Origin of the sequence: Nocardia sp. CA-151230, from assembly GCF_050942175.1 — a bacterium.
GTDB lineage: Bacteria > Actinomycetota > Actinomycetes > Mycobacteriales > Mycobacteriaceae > Nocardia.
On the sequence record NZ_CP192061.1, the window covers coordinates 8996551 to 9015589 of the forward strand.

Annotated in this window: 15 protein-coding genes; 11 read left to right on the plus strand and 4 right to left on the minus strand. The window is 66.0% G+C overall.

All coding sequences use genetic code 11. The features are described from left to right. Complete coding sequence (locus ACQP1O_RS42060; protein WP_433563796.1) at window positions 1-927, minus strand: DMT family transporter; 927 nt, start codon at window positions 925-927, stop codon at window positions 1-3. An 84-nt stretch (window positions 928-1011) separates the two neighbouring features. Here ACQP1O_RS42060 and ACQP1O_RS42065 point away from each other — a divergent pair, with 84 nt between their 5' ends. Continuing rightward, on the plus strand, window positions 1012-1572 hold the full coding sequence (locus ACQP1O_RS42065) for a CGNR zinc finger domain-containing protein (protein ID WP_433563797.1): 561 nt from the start codon (window positions 1012-1014) through the stop codon (window positions 1570-1572). Here the strand turns inward: ACQP1O_RS42065 and ACQP1O_RS42070 are convergent. Next, entirely contained in the window at window positions 1474-2889 is a 1416-nt protein-coding gene (locus ACQP1O_RS42070) for a glycosyltransferase family 87 protein (protein WP_433563798.1), read from the minus strand. The two genes, ACQP1O_RS42065 and ACQP1O_RS42070, sit on opposite strands and share 99 nt — an antisense overlap. Before the next feature lie 247 nt (window positions 2890-3136). Here ACQP1O_RS42070 and rpsF point away from each other — a divergent pair, with 247 nt between their 5' ends. The 5 genes from rpsF (at window position 3137) to dnaB (ending at window position 8209) form a co-directional block, all read left to right on the plus strand. Then, the gene (rpsF, locus tag ACQP1O_RS42075) at window positions 3137-3427 is read left to right on the plus strand and encodes a 30S ribosomal protein S6 (RefSeq protein ID WP_083869414.1); all 291 of its coding nucleotides are present in this window, start codon (window positions 3137-3139) and stop codon (window positions 3425-3427) included. Window positions 3428-3561: 134 nt separating this feature from the next. Then, window positions 3562-4110 carry a single-stranded DNA-binding protein gene (locus tag ACQP1O_RS42080; RefSeq protein ID WP_040862454.1) on the plus strand — a complete coding sequence of 183 codons (549 nt, stop codon included), beginning with the start codon at window positions 3562-3564 and terminating at the stop codon, window positions 4108-4110. 64 nt (window positions 4111-4174) lie between these two features. After that, window positions 4175-4444, plus strand: a complete 270-nt coding sequence (gene rpsR, locus ACQP1O_RS42085; RefSeq protein ID WP_040814320.1) for a 30S ribosomal protein S18 — start codon at window positions 4175-4177, stop codon at window positions 4442-4444. Window positions 4445-4461: 17 nt separating this feature from the next. Then, window positions 4462-4917: a 50S ribosomal protein L9 gene (gene rplI / locus ACQP1O_RS42090; RefSeq protein ID WP_433563799.1), complete on the plus strand. Its 456-nt coding sequence runs from the start codon at window positions 4462-4464 to the stop codon at window positions 4915-4917. A gap of 646 nt (window positions 4918-5563) precedes the next feature. Continuing rightward, window positions 5564-8209: a replicative DNA helicase gene (gene dnaB, locus ACQP1O_RS42095; protein ID WP_433563800.1), complete on the plus strand. Its 2646-nt coding sequence runs from the start codon at window positions 5564-5566 to the stop codon at window positions 8207-8209. 271 nt (window positions 8210-8480) lie between these two features. Here the strand turns inward: dnaB and ACQP1O_RS42100 are convergent, their stop codons facing one another. Further along, window positions 8481-10070: an ArnT family glycosyltransferase gene (locus ACQP1O_RS42100; protein WP_433563801.1), complete on the minus strand. Its 1590-nt coding sequence runs from the start codon at window positions 10068-10070 to the stop codon at window positions 8481-8483. 1106 nt (window positions 10071-11176) lie between these two features. On the opposite strand from ACQP1O_RS42100, the gene ACQP1O_RS42105 reads away from it, so the two are divergent. Beyond that, a complete protein-coding gene (locus tag ACQP1O_RS42105; RefSeq protein WP_433563802.1) occupies window positions 11177-12475 on the plus strand; it encodes an acyltransferase family protein in 1299 nt (432 codons plus the stop codon). Between the two features lie 627 nt (window positions 12476-13102). Here the strand turns inward: ACQP1O_RS42105 and ACQP1O_RS42110 are convergent. Continuing rightward, window positions 13103-13888 (minus strand): amidohydrolase family protein, encoded by a 786-nt coding sequence (locus ACQP1O_RS42110; RefSeq protein WP_433563803.1) that lies wholly within the window; start codon window positions 13886-13888, stop codon window positions 13103-13105. An 84-nt stretch (window positions 13889-13972) separates the two neighbouring features. Between ACQP1O_RS42110 and ACQP1O_RS42115 the strand changes: the two genes are divergently transcribed. The 4 genes from ACQP1O_RS42115 (at window position 13973) to ACQP1O_RS42130 (ending at window position 19031) form a co-directional block, all read left to right on the plus strand. Continuing rightward, window positions 13973-14341 carry a MerR family transcriptional regulator gene (locus ACQP1O_RS42115; RefSeq protein ID WP_433563804.1) on the plus strand — a complete coding sequence of 123 codons (369 nt, stop codon included), beginning with the start codon at window positions 13973-13975 and terminating at the stop codon, window positions 14339-14341. Window positions 14342-14438: 97 nt separating this feature from the next. Beyond that, window positions 14439-16304: a CocE/NonD family hydrolase gene (locus ACQP1O_RS42120; protein ID WP_433567986.1), complete on the plus strand. Its 1866-nt coding sequence runs from the start codon at window positions 14439-14441 to the stop codon at window positions 16302-16304. Between the two features lie 135 nt (window positions 16305-16439). Continuing rightward, on the plus strand, window positions 16440-18383 hold the full coding sequence (locus ACQP1O_RS42125; protein WP_433563805.1) for a DUF6301 family protein: 1944 nt from the start codon (window positions 16440-16442) through the stop codon (window positions 18381-18383). Between the two features lie 9 nt (window positions 18384-18392). Next, the gene (locus ACQP1O_RS42130; RefSeq protein ID WP_433563806.1) at window positions 18393-19031 is read left to right on the plus strand and encodes a class I SAM-dependent DNA methyltransferase; all 639 of its coding nucleotides are present in this window, start codon (window positions 18393-18395) and stop codon (window positions 19029-19031) included. Window positions 19032-19039: the final 8 nt, after the last annotated feature.

The window sequence follows — 19039 nt, forward strand, 5'->3', positions numbered from 1 at the left end:
TCACACCCGCGCGGGCTGCGGCATCGAGAGGTGTCGGTGGGCAGCCTCGGGCTCGGCCGGGGTGGGATTCGGCGCGGTGCGACGGGAGGCCAGGACCATGCCGACCAGTCCCACGCCCAGACCCGCGACCGTCAACGGGCGCAACGGTTGATCGATGATCAGCCAGGCCATCACCGCGGTCACCGCCGGGATGGCGAAGAAGAAGCGGCTGACACGGGTGGTGTCCCAGCGCTGCAGCATGGTGTTCAGCAGCAGGAACGCACCCATGGAATTCACCAGCACCATCCAGACCATGGAACCGGCGAAGCGGGCCGGGTCCGCGATGTGGAAGTCGCCGCCCGCCACGGCCATCGCGCCCGCGAAGGGCGCGCTGACCGTCACGTGCAGGGCGGTGCCGGCGCGCGGATCGATCGCGGGGGTGAAGCGCTTCTGGTACACGGTGCCGAGGCTGAGACCGAGCAGGCCGATCACGCACAGCAGCGGGCCCATCAGCGAGAAGCTGGACTGATCGACCACCGCCAGGCCCACGCCCAGACCGCCGACCCCGAAGCCCAGCCACTGCCGGGCGCTCACGGATTCGCCCAGGCCACCGGCGAATACGGCGATCACCACCGGGCTCAGGCCCTGCACCAGGGAGATGACGGCGGCGGTGACGTGCTCGTGCATGGCGGTGTAGAAGGCCCCGAACTGCACCATCTGCATGAGCAGGCCCGCCACCAGTGTGTGCGCGAGGACCTTGCCGCGCGGCCAGACCGCCCGCGCCAGTAGGGCATACGCGATCAGCAGCAGGCCGGCGATGCCGAAGCGGGCGAACAGCACCAGCATGGGCGGCGCCGCGCCCACGCCGATGATGCCGGCGATGAAGGCGCTGCTCCACATGAGGATGAGGGCCGGCGGGCCCGCCACTTCGAAAAGCCGGTTGTCCATGATTCCTCCACGCCACTAACCGGTTCAGGTGGTTATACCGTGGCACCTTCTTGAATAACCTGTCAAGGGGGTTACCATGAGGACATGTCCACCTTCGCCGACCCGCACCTGTTCGTCAGCGGGAATCTCGCGCTGAACTTCATCGGTACGGCCCAGGAACGGCGCACCACCTTCATCGACCGGCTCGGCACCGACGACGAACTCGCCGAATGGGTAACGGCGGCAGGCATTCTCGACACCGCGCCGGACTGCACCGGCGCCCTCACGCGGGCCGTGAAGCTACGCGAGGCCGCCTGGCGGCTGATGCTCGCCGCCCTCGACGGCGAACCCGCCGCCGACGCCGACCGGCGACTCGTCAACCGGCACGCTCACGACACCCCGCCCGAACTCACCCTGCGCGCCGACGGCAGCGTGCACCGCGGCGGGACACTCGATTCCGCACTCGCGGCCGTCGCGCGCTCCGCCATCGAACTGCTCGGCAGCCCCGATCGGGACCGCATCAAGGAATGCGGGCGAGACGCCTGCACCCGCCTCTACATCGACACCTCACGCGGCGGTTCGCGCCGCTGGTGCGATATGGCGGTCTGCGGAAACCGGGCCAAGAGCAAGGCGTTCCGCGCCCGGAACACCGAGCCGGCCGGCTGACCGCGCCCGCGCCGTCACGAACAGGAAGAAGAACACCGCCAGCAGTGCCGCCCGGCCCCACACGCCGATCTGCACGATGTTCTGCTCGAATCCGGCATCACGGCCCGCACCCAGGGCATAGAAGTAGCGGAAGACGCCGATCCCGATGCACGCGTCCGCCATCAGGTAGGTGACGGTCAAGCTCCACGGCACCTCCAGCAGCACCAGGAACGGGATCAGCCACAGTGTGTACTGCGGCGAATGCACCTTGTGGAACAACAGGAATCCACAGAGCATGGCGCCGCTGACACCGATCCACGGATACACCCCCGCCAGCTGATACCGACGCCAGCCCAGCCAGCAGGCCAGCGCGAAGGACCCCAGCACCAGCAGCGGCGAGGCCGCCGACACCACGGCCTGGAACGTCGACTCACCCTCGCTGGTCTGGGCGAACAACGGGCGTAGACCCCAGTACCAGATGGAATTCGTGGTGATATCGGCCTGCCGCAGCTGCTGGAACGTGATCGACGCCCGCCAGCCGTCGTAACCGGCCAGCGCGAACGGCAGATTGATCGCGACCACCGTGCCGACAGCGGTGCCGGCCACCATGAGCGCACCGCGCACATCGAATCGCCGCTCCCGCAGCGGGTTCTCACCGAGCAGCACGTAGATCAGCAAGGGCAGCACGAAGATTCCGGGATACAGCTTGAAACAGAAACCGATCGCCAGGAATACCGCCGCGGCTATCGCCCGGTCCCGCAGGGAATATCGCGTCAGCACGGTCATCACATAGAACGCGGCCACCGCGGTGGCCACCACCGGCAGTTCCCAATTGTGAAAGGCATAGAGCACCAGGGGCGGACCGGCCGCCCACAGCAGCGCCGCCGGACCCGCCATCCGGGCCAGCAGATACGCGGTGAGCAACGCGAACGGGGCCAGCAGCAGCGCCGAGTGCAGCAGGAAGTCCGCATCGGTGTGCGCGCCGATGCCGCCGATCCACATGAGCAGACCGCTCAGCACCGGATACTCGACCGCGCCGCCGGTCAACTGGCCGTCGGGTGTGATGCCGCCGGTTATATACGGAAAGACGTGCTCATCGATGCCGCGGCCCAGCCACAGATACTGAATATCGGAATAGCAGACATTCGAGTCCTTGATGACATCGAAAATCGCGCTGCGACCCGACTGCTCGAACGGCCCGCCGGCACACCGCGCCTTGTTCACAAACGCGATCAGCAGGGTGACCCCGCACACCAGCGTCGATGTGGCCGCGATCATCGACCGGCCCGCCTCGCGGCGGCGGGCGACCGCTGCGCTGGCGACGGGTCGGTTCGGCATGCGCACCACCATAGGACTCTCTTCGGCGTGTCCGCGTGTTCAAGCTCGGGACTGGCCCGATTTCGCAGGCCATGTCCATCTATCCCCGCGGCCGCCGCCGGTGTGAACACGCCGGTGACGGCCTCGATACCCCGGCGCGGGGCACCGCGTTCCCTCATGTAGCCTTGTCGGGTTGCTGACGCAACGAACCCTCCTGCCCACGGACAGTCCGTGGGCCGTTCACAGTCCACAGGAGGTGATGAGGTCCGTGCGTCATTATGAAGTGATGGTTATTCTCGATCCGCAAATGGACGAGCGCACCGTCGGCCCGAACCTGAACAACATGTTGGGTGTTGTCGGTGCCGAGGGCGGCAAGGTCGACAACGTCGACATCTGGGGCCGCCGTCGTCTCGCCTACGAGATCGCCAAGCAGGCCGAGGGCATCTACGCGGTCGTCACCCTGACCGCCAAGTCCGAGACCGTCAGCGAACTCGATCGCCAGCTGGGCCTGAACGAGTCGGTGCTGCGCACCAAGGTGCTGCGCCTCGACAAGAAGTAGTCCAGTCCTCCCGCAACGTCGCTCGTAACCGTCGGTGCCTATCTCTAGGCTGACTGGCAAACCGTGCACTGAGCCCACGATCGGGCGTGCACGGGCGAGCGCATTGCGGACTGCACCGGAAAGCAGGAGGAACCATGGCCCAAGGCGACACGGTCATCACCGTCATCGGCAATCTGACGGCTGACCCCGAGCTTCGATTCACGCCCGCGGGAGCGGCCGTCGCGAACTTCACCGTCGCGTCGACTCCCCGTGTGTTCGACCGTAATACCAATGAATGGAAAGACGGCGAAGCGCTTTTCCTGCGCTGCAACATCTGGCGTGAAGCTGCGGAGAATGTGGCCGAGAGTCTGACCCGTGGCTCGCGAGTGATCGTGAGCGGGCGACTCAAGCAGCGCTCCTACGAAACCCGCGAGGGTGAGAAGCGCACGGTCGTCGAACTCGAGGTCGACGAGGTGGGTCCCTCCCTGCGGTACGCGACCGCGAAAGTCAACAAGACCACCCGTGGCGGTGGTGGCGGCGGCTTCGGCGGTGGCGGACAGGGCGGCCAGCAAGGCGGCGGCTTCTCCGGTGGTGGCAGTGGTGGGGGTCGTGGCGGCCAGAGCGCCGGCGACGACCCATGGGGCAGTGCCCCCGCGGCCGGCTCCTTCGGGGGCGGCGCGATGGACGACGAACCGCCGTTCTAGACAACGGCTTTCCCCGGAATCCGCCCCGACGGCTGGGTTCCCGAAATTACGGAGTTGAAAGACCATGGCCAAAGCACCGGCACGCGAAAAGGTGCTGAAGAAGAAGGCTTGCACCTTCTGCAAGGAAGACAAGGCTGGCAAGAAGAACAACACGGCCGGCGCCAAGATCGACTACAAGGACACCGCGCTGCTGCGCAAGTACGTGTCCGATCGTGGCAAGATCCGCGCTCGCCGGGTGACCGGCAACTGCGTCCAGCACCAGCGCGATATCGCTGTCGCCGTGAAGAACTCGCGTGAGGTCGCTCTGCTGCCTTACGTGTCCACCGCCCGCTGAGATAGGAAGGCACAGCAATGAAGCTCATCCTCACCGCTGATGTCGACAACCTCGGTGCGCCCGGCGACACCGTGGAGGTCAAGGACGGCTACGGCCGTAACTTCCTGCTGCCGCGCGGCCTGGCGATTGTCGCCACCCGTGGCGCGCAGAAGCAGGTCGAGGGCATTCGCCGGGCGCAGGATGCCCGCCGCGTGCGCGACCTGGACCACGCCAACGAGCTGAAGCAGGCCATCGAGGGCCTGACCGGCGTGTCGCTCGCGGTCAAGACCGCCGGCACCGGCAAGCTCTTCGGTTCGGTCACCGCCGCCGATGTCGCCGCGGCCATCAAGGTCGCCGGTGGCCCGGTCGTCGACAAGCGCAGCATCGAGCTGCCGAAGGCCCACATCAAGAGCACCGGTAAGCACGGTGTCGTGGTGCACCTGCACCCGGATGTGATCGCCAAGGTCGACCTGCAGGTCACTGCCGCCGAGTAATTCGGTTTGTCGGAGGCCGCCTCAGCTGTGGGGCGGCCTCCGATTTCTTTGTTCGAATTCATTGTTTGCCAGATATTGGCTGATTGCGTGTCGCGTGCGTCGGCGCGAAGTGTCGCCCTGCAGAATTCACGATGTTCGCCCAGGTTGTGGATTGCTCAGCAAACCAACCATTCTCGTTGTGTGGCAGGTCACAACCATGAGACCATCCGTTCACCCAACACGCCCGGACGTTACCGTCCAGCGACACGCCGCACCGAATTGATCCACAATTACGCGCAATGCGAATTCGGTCACTACCAGCACATTGATCAATCACATCGGCTGTTGTCCCCAAGTTCTCCACAGGGGGTGCACAACAGTTGGTGAACAATACCCACGTTGTCCACAGGTGTGTGCACAGCTCGGTTTGGCGGGTCACCGTCCGGTCGCCTAGGTTCGCATTCGATGTCGTGACCACAGCCCGGGACGACACGACTCCGTGTATCCAGCCCTCACCACCACGGGTTTGCCACCGCGCCTGCACAACTCGGCGTGGCGGCTCCGCATCGCGGCCGGAATACTGCCGCGTGGCGGCCCGAACCTGTCGGTGCGCAGGCGTACAACGGTCATGGACTCCGGGCGCGAGGAGAGAGGACGGTCGAGACCGATGGCAGTCATCGACGATCGCGGCCACGACGATCACGGACCCTCCGGCTATCCCGACGCCCCCGGCGAGGATTTCGGCCGTCAGCCACCCCATGACATGGCCGCCGAGCAGTCCGTCCTGGGCGGCATGCTGCTGTCCAAGGACGCCATCGCCGATGTCGTGGAAGTCATCCGCCCCGGCGACTTCTACCGCCCCGCCCACCAGGCCGTCTACGACGCCATCCTCGACCTCTACGGCCGCGGCGAACCCGCCGACCCCGTGACGGTGGCGGCCACCCTGGACCGCAAGGGCGAGCTCAAACGCATCGGTGGCGCACCGTATCTCGTCACCCTGACCCAAACGGTCCCCACCGCCGCCAACGCCGGCTACTACGCCGAGATCGTCGCCGAGAAGTCGGTGCTGCGCCGTCTGGTCGAGGCCGGCACCCGCATCGTCCAGTACGGCTACGCCGGCGCCGACGGCCAGGACGTGGCCGAGGTCGTGGACCGCGCCCAGGCGGAGCTCTACGACGTCACCGAACGCCGCTCCAGCGAAGACTTCGCCCCCCTCACCGACATCCTCCAGCCCACGATGGACGAGCTCGACTCCATCGCCTCCCGAGGCGGCATCTCCCTCGGCGTCCCAACAGGTTTCACCGAACTCGACGAAATCACCAATGGCCTCCACCCCGGGCAGATGGTCATCGTCGCGGCCCGACCCGGTGTCGGCAAGGCACTAGCTCTCGATACTCCGCTACCGACACCGAACGGCTGGACGACCATGGGTGAGGTCCGAGTGGGAGACGAGCTGCTCGACGCCCAAGGTCGGCCCACACGGGTCGTGGCCGCTACCGAAGTGATGACCGGTCGGCCCTGCTACGAGGTCGAGTTCTCCGACGGTGCAGTGATAGTCGCGGATGAGCAGCATCAGTGGCTCACCGAGACCCGCTCCTCTCGCCGGTCCGCACAGCAAGCCGCCACCGGCTACAACCGGTATCGGAATCAGAGGACTTTCGCCGAAATCCGCACGACCTCCGAGATCGCGGCCACCGTGCGCTGTGCGACCGCGGACCGACGTCTCAACCACTCCGTGGTGAACACCGAGGCACTGCAACTGCCCGAGCGCGAGTTGCTCGTGCCGCCTTACACGCTGGGCGCTTGGCTCGGCGACGGCAGTTCGGCGTGTGCGCAGCTGACCACGGCCGATCCCGAGATCATTCATCGGATCGAGAACGAGGGAATCCTTGCGACACACTCGGATTCCGCGCCGCTGCGGTACAGCCTGCGGCTGCCCGGGGATGCACCGATCGAGCCACGCGAGTGCATTGTCTGCGGCGCCGAGTTCATTCCGTTCACCAGTGAAGTCCGCGCCTGCGGCCGATCCTGTGGTGGCAAGGCTCGTTTCGTTTCCGGTCCGGTACCTGCCCCGACCTGCCCCCAGTGCGGTGGACCGTCCATCGGGCTCCGCCTGTGCCAGTCCTGCCGTAATGCGATCGGCAGCGTGCAGGCTCGCCTGCGCACCCTCGGAGTGCTCGGCAACAAGTACATCCCCGTCGATTACCTCCGTGCCTCCGAGGCGCAACGGCGCGCCCTGCTTGCCGGCTTGCTCGATACCGATGGCACCGTCACCGATGGCGGCTCGGTCCAGTTCTCGGTGACCAATCCACAGCTGGCCCGCGACACCGAAGAGCTGATCGTGAGCCTCGGGTACCGCTGCCAGCTGTCGACCAAGCGAGTCCGAGGCCGCACCGAGGCAACCTCGACCGCCTACACCCTGACCTTCGCCACCGAAGACGAGGTCTTCGGGCTGAGTCGAAAAGAACTGCTGCACAAGCAGCGCCGCGGTGCGATCAACACGTCACGTTCCGGCTCCCGCTACATCGTCGACGTCCGCCCGATCTCATCTGTCCCGGTCCGCTGCGTAGAGGTGGCAAACTCCGACCACCTCTACCTCGCCGGCCGCTCCATGATCCCAACCCACAATTCCACGCTTGGTATGGATTTCATGCGCAGCTGCTCCATCAAGCACGGCATGGCCAGCGTCATCTTCTCCCTGGAAATGAGCCGCACCGAAATCGTCATGCGCCTCCTATCCGCGGAGGCGAAAATCAAACTGGGCGATATGCGTTCGGGCCGAATGAGCGACGACGACTGGACAAAACTGGCGCGTCGCATGAGCGAGATCAGCGAAGCGCCTCTCTTCGTCGATGATTCGCCGAACCTCACGATGATGGAAATTCGCGCGAAGGCCCGCCGCCTCAAGCAGCGGCACGACCTACGCCTCATCGTCGTCGACTACCTCCAGCTGATGAGCTCCGGCAAAAAGGTCGAATCGCGACAGCAGGAAGTCTCTGAATTCTCCCGAAGCCTCAAGCTGATGGCGAAGGAGCTGGAGGTCCCGGTGATCGCGATTTCGCAGCTCAACCGTGGCCCGGAGCAGCGAACGGATAAGCGGCCCATGGTGTCCGATTTGCGCGAGTCGGGCTCGCTGGAACAGGATGCGGACATGGTTATCCTGCTGCATCGCCCAGATGCGTTCGAGCGGGATGACCCTCGTGGTGGCGAAGCAGACCTCATTCTAGGAAAGCACCGAAACGGCCCCACAGCAACCATAACCGTTGCGCACCAATTGCATTTGAGCCGCTTCGTTGATATGGCACGAGGCTAGCAGCATCTTGTAGCGTCTCGAAAGTCGTGGCCAAATCTCGAAATGAATGGCCACACGATGCCAATTGGCCATCGTTTTGAGACAGATCCGACTCCGCTCCCTCACCAGGGGTGGGTGACTCGTCATGTTCTGCACCGCACCAGGTTCCGGCCGCCGGCTCCTCGTGCTGGCCGATTCGGTCAGCGCGTGGTACGCAGAAGAGGATGCTGGGACCGCTACAACAGTCCACATCAGCTGGCTCGTCGGAGGCCCGGCAGGCGATTGCCATTGCTCAGTGAGTGGGTCGAGTGTTGGCCCGAGGGTCGTGCCATTGGCCGAGATCGAAGTACAGCGTGGTCATGGAGTCCCACATGATCGACCACGGCTGCTTCGGCCCTTTGCACTTCCAGACGGCGACCATGCGGTCGATGCCGGGGATGCCCATGGGATCGTCGAGTTGCCCCATGCGTTCCACCTCGTCGAAATGGGATCGCAGGTTGGGCTCGGCGGTGTCCAAGCCGACGTAGATCACCGTGGTTGCCGAATCCGGTGGCGGGCCGAAGAATCCGAAGCCTCGGCTCGGACTGTAGGTAGCCGGCAGGTCGTACTTCCCGCCGAACTCCTCGACCGCGCCACCCTGCCAATAGCCTTGGGTAATGATCGCGGAATGCGTCTTCTCCTCAGGTGTCAGAGTCTCGTAACCGGCGTCGACGGCCGAAACCATGCGTGACCAATTGGTGGTTCCCCAAAACGCCGACCGGATGCCGAGATCGATGGCGTTCTGGGTCTGGCTGCGCCAGCTGGGAGGCAGGGGCAGAAGGGTGAGCGTGCCGATGAACGTCACCACCGTGAGCACGACGATCGGAATCATCACCAGGTTCATCCACCGTTTCCGGGGGTACTGCCACAGGCCGACGGCTCCGATGGCGAACATGGCGGGGAAGAAGCCCGTCGGGTAGTACGGCCGGCCGTGCGTAATGACGACGAATGCGGTCATGAGCAGCAGGGCAACCGCGATGAAGCGATACGGACGCAGCGACTCCTGCTTGATCACCGCCCAGAATCCGACCGCGATCAGCACTGTGCCCAGGAAGCCGGCGAATCCGAGCCACTGGGGGAAGAATCCCGGCGGACCGTAGCCCGTGGCGTCCTGCTCCGCGCCGATGATCGTGCCCATGGCCAGCTGCGGCCAGTTGTGCTGCGACTGCCAGTACAGAATCGGGACCAACGACAAGGCGAGGATGCCGGTAGCCACCCATAGTGCGGGGCGACGAAAGATCTCGCGGGGACCACACACGATGACGGCCAGGCCGAGGCACGCCCAGACCAGTGGGATCATCCACTTCACCTGCATGTCCAGTGCCGCAACCAGTCCCGCCACGACGATCAGCCAGTCCTGACGAGTACGAACCCAGCGGATGAACAACCCGGTGATCACGGCCGTGAGGGTGGCGTCGAAGGAGAATGTACTCAACGCGCACTGGGTCACCAGCAGGTAGGACGTCCCATAGGTGCCCGCGGCGAGCAGCTGGACGCGGCGGCTGCCCCGGAGTTCGTAGGCGATCAGCGCCGACATCACGATCGCACCCACGCCCATCACGACGGCCGGGAACCGCACCGCCGTCACCGATCCCGGTGCGAGCACGTCCGCGATGTGGGCGAACAAGGCCACCACCACACCCTGATCCGCATAGGTGTAGTCGAGTCGTCTTCCAGCGGAAAGGAAATAGAGTTCGTCACCGAATAACTCATAGCGTCCCGCGGTCACCGTCAACACTATCGCGGAGATCGCAGCGATCAACGCGACGCCCCGGAAAGCGAACGAATGGTCGGTATTCGGAAGGTCTTCCGGCTCGGCACGAACCGCAACGACCGCTGTCATGAACTGCCCCCTGATACTTTCCGGCAGACGCGCTCGACGCACCACTCGCGGCGGTGCGTCGCATCTGTTCGCTGGCTAACTGATATTCCTCCCCGGCAGCGAACTTGTTGAGCGCGAGAGCTCGCGGTCCTGCTCGGATTATCCAGTTTTGCGAGACGTTAATGCCCATCATCAGGGATCGCAAATTACTGTACAGTAATAGCTATACGCCGTGAATTGATAAGCCCTGGTCGGCGCGACAGTATCGACTTGCCGTCCCACAACGACCGATTCGATGACAGATTCGATGGCCGATTCAATGCTCAATATCGGAACGGGTACTGATGTGAAGTGGCGCACCCTCGAGCCGGTGGCCGTTGGATTTGAGCAATAAGAATTATGGCGAAGCTCACATCGAGCACGGCTGTCATGGCTGCGCGCGACTTCGTTGCGTTCGAATTCAGCGACAGTTCTTTCTCTGTTTCCTCATACCGAGTTCCTTATACCGATAACCCCCTCGATCCAGATCGTCAATGAACGCTTGAAGTCGAGCAGAGTGCCACGCTGGGCGCTCGGCCGATTCGGTGACCGATTCGCCGACAGATTCAGGCCGCCGCGGCGTGAAACTGATGAGGTGCGGGTCCGGCGAGCGTGTGATATCGGTTGTTATCGAAAACGATCTGCCAATGCATTGAACAGTTAGGAACAAGGTCAACATGGGAGCAGTACTCGGAGTCCTCTTCAATCTGCTCGGACAAGCCGCCAACGTGGCGAGTTTGGGGTCCGCCTACATGAACACTCCGCACCGATAGGGGGCTGTGCGCCGGGCCCGTCGCAGGGGCCGGCCGCAACCAGCGCTAACCCGGCGAAGTGCCGCCGTTCAGGGCCTCTTTCTTGTCTGCGGTCGCGGCTGTGGTGGCCGGAATGCGGCGTTGGCGGGACTCTCAGGGTGGGCAGTAAAGCGCTGCAGGAGAACAATTTTCGCGCGTTTCGGACGAAGCGCACACTGCGGCGGCGATGGCCCTGACGTGTTGCGGGGACTGCACGCGACCTGCTACTAATCCAGCTGTGCGCCGCCTGAGCTGTTGTTCGAGGAATATGTTCGACTACTTTGGTGGCATCCTGTCATGACCGTTGGTGCTGTGGCGGTTCCGATACCGCCGGTTGAACGAGTAGTACGCGGCCGTGGCGGCCGGTTCGAGTTTCTCGATGCGCTTCGAGGGCTGGCGGCCTTGGCGGTCGTGATTCAACACTCGTCGGAGCGACTCTGGCCGGCTTATTTTCGGTTCTCGCAGGCGCACTTCGGGCTCGGAGAGTTCGGGGTGTTCGTCTTCTTCCTTGTCAGTGGCTTCATCATCCCCGCATCTCTGGAGCGGGGACGGTCGCTGGGCGCGTTCTGGGTGGGCCGGTTCTTCCGGCTGTACCCGTTGTTCTGGGCTTGCCTCACTGCGGCGATGATCCTGCACTCGATCCACCGGTACGGTCTGCCGGCGGGATTTCTGGCCCACCCCGCACTCGAGTTCATCACGAACCTCACCATGGTGCATTTCTTCATCGGCGGCCCGGACATCCAGATAGTCGGCGCCTCTTGGTCGCTGTCCTACGAACTGGCGTTCTACCTGTTTCTGTCGCTGCTGCTGATCGGTCGGCTCAACCGTCGATCGGTACCCCTGGCGGTTCTTGCGGTCGGTGTGATCGGTCCCGGGGCGTTACTGCCACCCGCGATGATCAACGGCTCACAGGCAAACGTCGTCACGCGTTCGATGGTCGTGGTCGCGACGATCCTGGTCGCGGTGGTTTTCGCCCGCTCGGCAGCCGACCGGCGCTCGGCCCTCGCCGCGGTCCTTCTCGTATTCATCACCGTCCCTTTGGTTCTCAATCAGCCCGGGGCATCGGTGTTGACCTTTGGTTATTTCGCCACCATGTTCGTCGGCACGGTGCTCTATCGGATAACGTCGGGCGAGATCACCGCGAGGCGCGGGTGGGCGGTGTTCGGGTTCGCCGTGGGTGTGATCTTCGGGATCAGCCTCTTCGTAGAACCCTCCGTGGACCCGCTGACCGGCGCTTGGGTCACCTGGCTGAAGCAGCCCGTCACCATCATCCCCGCCTACCTGTTGTTCGCGGTGGCCCTGTTGCTGCGCCGCCATTCCTTCCCGCGCCCGTTGCTGTTCCTGGGACGGATCAGCTACTCGCTCTACCTTGTCCACGCCCTCGTGATCGAAGCCCTGCCCCGCTGGACCACGTCTGTCGTCGGTATTCCCGCAGCCTGGCTTACCTTGTGCACGTGGGTGATCGGTGCGCTGGTGATCGCGGCCGTGACCTACCGCACGATCGAGAAACCGTGCCACAACCTGGGCCACCATCTGATCACCAGAATAGACGCGCGAAAGCGCACCGACGACCATCCCCAAACCGTTGCCGCGTAGGACAATCGGGCACCGGAGGGTGCTCGCAGACCGGCCGGGTCCGGGTACCTACTGAGCGGATCGTGACGGCTGGACCGTCCACCAGCACTGCCCGGTTCGTATGCTGGTCCCGTCGGAAAGCCTTGGACAACCGCAGGATTCAGCGGACACCAGCCTCGAACTGCTGCTGCGCATCGCTCGCGTCCTCGAGGTCGGTATCGACCATCTCGATGAGCGACTGGGCAAGGCGTGGCATACCCGCCATTCCAGCCCGGATCACTGTTCGCAGCTGTGCGCGCTGCTACCCGGCCTGATCCGCCAACGTTTTCGGATTCAATGGACTGGGCAGTCCGACAGCGTCTGCAAGTGTTCACCGTGCGGACAACGGTGCGACGGTGTCGCTGAAAACTTTGCTGCACAGCAGAGAACGTCCACCGGTCTGGTCCCTCTATGAGCGGATGCGGTACGTCACCCGCGGCCGGTGTGGCCGGAGGGCCGTTCGGAACCGGTACCCGCACCGGACGCAAGCGGGCGTGACGACGGGGGCAGTTCCCGTCGTCACGCTCGCTCGATGGGCCTATCGTCCGCTCGACAGGATTCGTTGCTGAAAATTAGCGATAATCTTGGGGATTGGTGTGTACCCGCAGGTCACGCCCGGAGAATTCGTTGAAAGTTGTGCTCCAGGACCAGGGTTCGCACTTCCGGATCCGCAATGGCGGCCTCGACGGTGTGCCGCGCGGCGACCACGTCCCCATACGGCGTGTTCGAGCCGAACAGGCACTGATCGGGGACTTCCCGCGCGGCGGCGGCGACCGCGAACACCTGCAATGCGCTCGACAGATCGATGTGCAGGTTGGGCCGCTCGGCGGCCAGCTCCACCAGATCCAGGGCGTGGAATCCGCCCAGGGCGCCGACGATCAGGGGAACCGACGGATGGCGGGCGGCCAGTGCCGCATAGGTCCGGAGATCGTCGAGGGTGTTGGGCGCGAAGCCGTGGACCAGTACGGGAATCCCACCGTGGTCGGCGCTGACGGCCAGCACCGGTTCGATGCGCGCGGCCTGCCCGGGCGGCGGGGTGACCTCGCCGATGCCCACGATGCCGGGCCGGGACAGATAGGGCTCGAACCATTCGCCGAGGCGCTCGGCGGGCAGCAGCGAGGGCAGGCTCGCGAAGCCGAGGGTGGTGTCGGGATGTGCGTCCAGTGCGCGCAGCACCTCGTCCATGGCCGTCCGCACCTCATCCGCCGCCGCGTCCGCGCCGCCGATAACGGCTGTCAGCCTGGCGAATTCGGCCCGCACCTCGTCGAGTGTGCGGGCACGTTCGGGGTGGACCCGGGTGGAGAGCAGCACCGTGCGATCCACGCCGGCCTGCTTCGCACGCGCGAGCTGTGCGGCGGGGTCGGCGGTGACGTGGGCGTGGACGTCGGTGACCATGGCGTTTCCTTCGGCAGGGAATGGGTGGCAGCGGCTCGACGCTAAACATTGACACTGGGGTCAAGGTCAAGCCGGAGGACATCGATGCTGATCAGCGAGCTGTCGCAGCGCAGTGGGGTGAGCGCCCGCGCACTGCGGCACTACGACCGCAGCGGCCTGCTGGAGGCCGGGCGGCGGCCCAATGGCTACCGGGATTTCCCGGAGTCGAGTGTCGAACGGGTGCGCCGGATTCGGGCGCTGCTCGAGGTCGGTCTCGATCTGTCGGGGGTGGCGGATCTGCTGCCGTGCTTCGCGAAGGACGGGCAGCTGGGCGGGTGTGAGCGGGCGCGGCGCCGGCTCACCGATCGGATCGCTGATCTGGACCGGTCTCTGGTGGCCATCGCACGGGCGCGGGACCTGCTGGCCGCCGAGGTCGCGAGGTGGGATCGGCCTGCATTGCCCGATTGTCGGTGAGTGGGCGTTGGGCCGGGGTTACCGTCGATCCATGAGCCGTAGTGGGCGAGGGCGTGGTCATATCGCTCGAGTGGGGGCGGTGGTCGGGGCGGTCGCAATGGTGGTCGCGGGCTGCGGGAGTGGGGGGAACGGGTCGGCGCCGCAGGGGGCGGCGAGCTGGCCACCGCCGGATGGGCGCGGGTCGTGCGCGGTCGACAAACAGGAGAATGTTCCCGCGACCATGCGCGACGGCGTGGTGCTGAAAGCGGATGTGTATCGGCCCGAGTCAGCGGATCCGGTGCCGGTGATTCTGATGCGGACGCAGTATGGGAAGGCGGCCGCGCAGGTCCAGCCGTTCCGCTACCAGACCCCGGACTGGTTCGCCTCGCACTGCTATCTGGTTGTGGTGCAGGACATTCGGGGCCAGGGGCAGTCGGGTGGCACGTTCACCGAGTTCGCGAATGACACCAGCGACGGCTACGACTCGGTGGAGTGGGCCGCCACCTTGCCGGGTTCGAATGGCAAGGTCGGGATGTACGGTTCGTCGTATGTCGGTGCGACGCAATGGCTTGCGGCCGTCGGCGCACCGCCGCATCTGACGACAATCGTGCCCGCCAATACCGCCTCGGATTATTACGACGGCTGGACCTACGAGGGCGGTGCGTTCCGGCTGGCGTTCGTGGAGCCGTGGGCCATGGAGACCATCGGCGCGAGCGCGGCCCTCAATCGCGGTGACACCGCCACCGCCAAGCAGTTGGCGGTCGATGGCGCGGACTATACGCGCTGGCTGGGTTTCCGCCCGTATCAGCAGTTTCCGCCGCTGCACCCGGGTGATCCGGTGGTCGCGCCGTGGTTCTACGACTGGATCTCGCATTCCACCCGCGATGACTACTGGAAGCGGTGGAGCATTCGCGATCGGTACGCGAACGTCAAGGTCCCGGTGCTGGATGTGGAGGGTTGGTACGACGCGTTCCTCGCGGGCGGGGTGCAGAATTTCTCCGGCATGGTCGCCGCGGGCGGCACGCCGGAGGCCCGTGCGGGGCAGCGGCTGGTGCTGGGCCCGTGGGATCACGTCGGCTGGGGTCGTCCGGGCAGCAAGGTGGAGACCCCGATGCTGGCGGCGAGCGGTGCGGCGGGCGACAGTCCGATCAACGACCTCATGCTGGCCTGGTACGACCATTTCCTGAAGGGCAAGGACAACAAGGTGTCCGGGAAGCCGGTGGTCGACTATTTCCTGATGGGTGCGAACAGGTGGAAATCGGCCTCGGCCTGGCCGCTGCCGGATACCCGGTGGACCACCTATTACCTGTCCGGCAATGGCGGCAATGGGATTCAGGGCCGGGCCGGGCTGCTCACCACCGATGCCCCGAAGGACGCGCAGCAGCCGGATCGCTACGACTACGACCCACTCGATCCGGTGCCCAGCGCGGGCGGGCACTCGTGCTGTGGCGCGTCGACGGGACCGCAGGGTCCGGTGGATCAGTTCGTGGTGGAGCAGCGTTCGGATGTGCTGACCTATACGACCGCGCCGATGTCCTCCGACACCGAACTCACCGGTCCGATTCGCATGACACTGTGGGCGTCCTCGACGGCGACCGACACCGATTTCACCGCGAAGCTGGTGGCGGTCGCCCCGGACGGCTCGACGGTGAATCTCAACAACGGGATCGTGCGCACCGCGTTCCGCGATTCGCTCGATCATCCGTCGCCGATCGTGCCGGGTCAGCCGTATCGATTCACGATCGATGTGTGGCCGACCAGTTATCTGGTCAAGGCCGGATCGGCGATCCGAGTAGAGGTGTCGAGCAGCGATTTTCCGCAGTTCGCACCGAATCCGAATACCGGTGACCCGTTCGGGCAGAACACGAATACGCAGATCGCGACCCAGACCGTGTATCACGACAACGATCACCCGTCGACGCTGGTGTTGCCGATCATTCCGGCGGGCGACGCGGGAAGTTCACGTTTCCCGATGGCGCACTGACATATTCGCCCCCGATCATGACCGTGGCCGGGCTTCCCGTGGATTGTCCGCCCCGTGCGGGAAGCACCGGCCGCCTACAGACTAATCGCGATCGCGAAGGCCCCCGGCACGGCCGGGCCGGGTTAGTGTCGCTGGGTGGCTTTCGAGGTGCGTGTCGATACCGCGGGTGCGGTCGAGATCGTGAGAGCGGCAGCGGGGTTCGGCTGGCGCTGGGGCTCCGGCAATGTCTCCGAATTCGCCCGACTGGTCGGATGGAGTAGTCCGCAGCCGGTGGGAACACTGCGCACCGGCCCGCTCTTCTCCCGGACCGGGCTGTCGGTGTGGTGGGACTCGGCCATGTTCTGGGGCAGCGACCGCGGCCTCGACCATGTCCGCGTGACCATCTCCGACTGCCCGGCCCCCGCGGAGTTCGGCAGCCGGGAACTCCTGGACGCGGCGCTGGCCCGCACGGCGGCCGTGTTCACCGAGCACTGGGGCGATCCGGAGAGCCCGGCCGCGGGCCCGGCCGAGGGTCCGGCCTGGCGTTTCCCGACCGTGTTCGCGGGCCTCACCGTCGGGATGGACACCGTCGACCTGCTGCTGGCGAACCCGACCGCGCAGCGGTACTGGATGGAACGCCGGCACGAGACCGCCCGCCGCCGCGCCGCCACGGGCGCCTGGACCCGCTTCGCCGAGCACCTGGCGGGCTTCGTGGAGACGCTGCCGGTGGACGCGCGCCTGCTGATCACCGCGCCCGGCAGCCGGTTCGTGCAGTTCGACGCCGGCCCGGAGCAGCTGACCGGCGAGCTGGCCCGCACCGAATTCATCGACCCGACCTGGTATTACGGCCCGGAGACGGAGCAGCGGCTGATCGACCTGGGCTGGACGCCGCCGCGCGAGGCCAACTGGACGCGCACGCTGTCCCGGCGCGCGGGCGCCGTGGCCATGAGCAGGCTGGCGCTGCGCACCGCTGACACGCTCCGCACGGTCGGTGTCACCGCGCCCACCGAGCTGGTGGCCGACGCCTGGGTGGAGGGCGGCGCGGATCTGGACGTGACGCCGCTGGGCATCCCCCCGCATCCCACCTCCCGCAACCAGCGCGCCGAATTCCTGCGCCGCCACGCCGTCTCCGACTTCGATGCCGGGCCGCTGCGGGTGGACGTGCCCGGCGGAGTCGAGATCGCACGCGCCGCGCGAGCCTTCGACTGGACCTGGACGCGCGCAGATCTGGACGGCTTCGCGACCGCGGTGGGCTGGAAACCGGTGCACGACAGCGATACCGGCGAGCGCATGCTGTTTGCGGACACCGAGCTGCACGTCGACGATCCGCGCGCCCGCTTCTGCTTCGACGGCGACCGGCTGGAGGCGGTCTGCGTCACCCTCAGCGACAGCATCGAATCGTTCCTCTACGACGAGGGCCTGCCCGGTGAGGTGCGTGAGCAGCGCGACGCCGCCCGGACCCGCGCGCTGGACGGCTTCCGCGCCGAGTTCGGTGTGCCGCGCCACGCGGTGCTGGGGCAGGCGCACGGACCGGCCTGGCCCGACGACCGGCTCACGGTGGGCCTGGTCACCGAGCCGGACACGGTGGAGCTGTACCTGGTGCGGCCGGGCGAACGCGACCGCCGCCTCATCATCGAGCAGCAGCGCGCCGCCTTCCGCGCCCACGATCGCGAATGGGCGCAGTGCTACGAGGAATTGGCCGCCCTCATCACCGATCTCACCGAGTCCGGCCAGCTCACCGTGGACGCCGGGGAACCGCATCGCGCCCGGATCAATCTCGACCACGACCAGGACCAGGAGCTGTTGCGGCTGGAACTGGCCAGCGCGACCGCCCGCGAATTGTCCCCGCGCGTGCTGAAATTCATGCTGCGCGACGGCTGGCAGCATCCCGATCACCGATATCCGCTGTGGCACATCGATCTTCCGCTGCCCGCCCTGCCGCGTGACCTGCGCCGGCTGGCCCGGCTGGCGGTGCTGCCGCTGCGCACCCTGATGCCGCCGCAGGCCCGGTTGCGCGTGCTGCTGAACGGCGAGTATCAGGCGGTGCGCGCACCGTCGACGGGTGCGATCGGCGCGCAGGCGGCCGCACCGGACGCCTAGAGTCGAGGCATGATCGACAGCGAGGACATCCGCGTCACCCGGGCCGCCTACGACGAGGTGGCGGAGCTGTACGCCAAGCTCTTCCGCCGGCACCTGCACGCCAACATCTTCGACCGATCGATGCTGGACGCCTTCGCGGAAGCGGTGCGGGAGAACGGGAATGGCCCGGTGGCCGATATCGGCTGCGGGCCGGGCCGGGTCACCTCGTATCTGGCGGCGGCGGGGCTGGAGATGTCCGGGGTCGATCTGTCCCCGGAGATGATCCGCCTGGCCCGGGAGGAGTACCCGGACATTCCGTTCGAGGTCGGTCCTATGGAGCAACTCCGGTATGGCGATGCCGCCCTGGCCGGGCTGGTGGCCTGTTACTCGATCATTCACATTCCGCCGCACCGTGTTCCGGCGGTGCTGACCGAGCTCGCGCGGGTGGTGCGGCCCGGCGGGCACGCCGTGTTCGGCTTCCAGGCCGCCGACGAGCCCACGGGCGTGCGGGATTACGCGCACAAGGTCGCCCCCGCCTACCGGTGGGCGCCGGGCACCTTCGCGGAAGCCCTGGCCGCCCATGGTTTCCGGGCCACCGCCACACTGTCGCGGGAGGCGCGCCCGGACGAGTACACCCCGCACGCCGCCGTGCTGGCGGTCAGGGTCTGAGAGCGCCG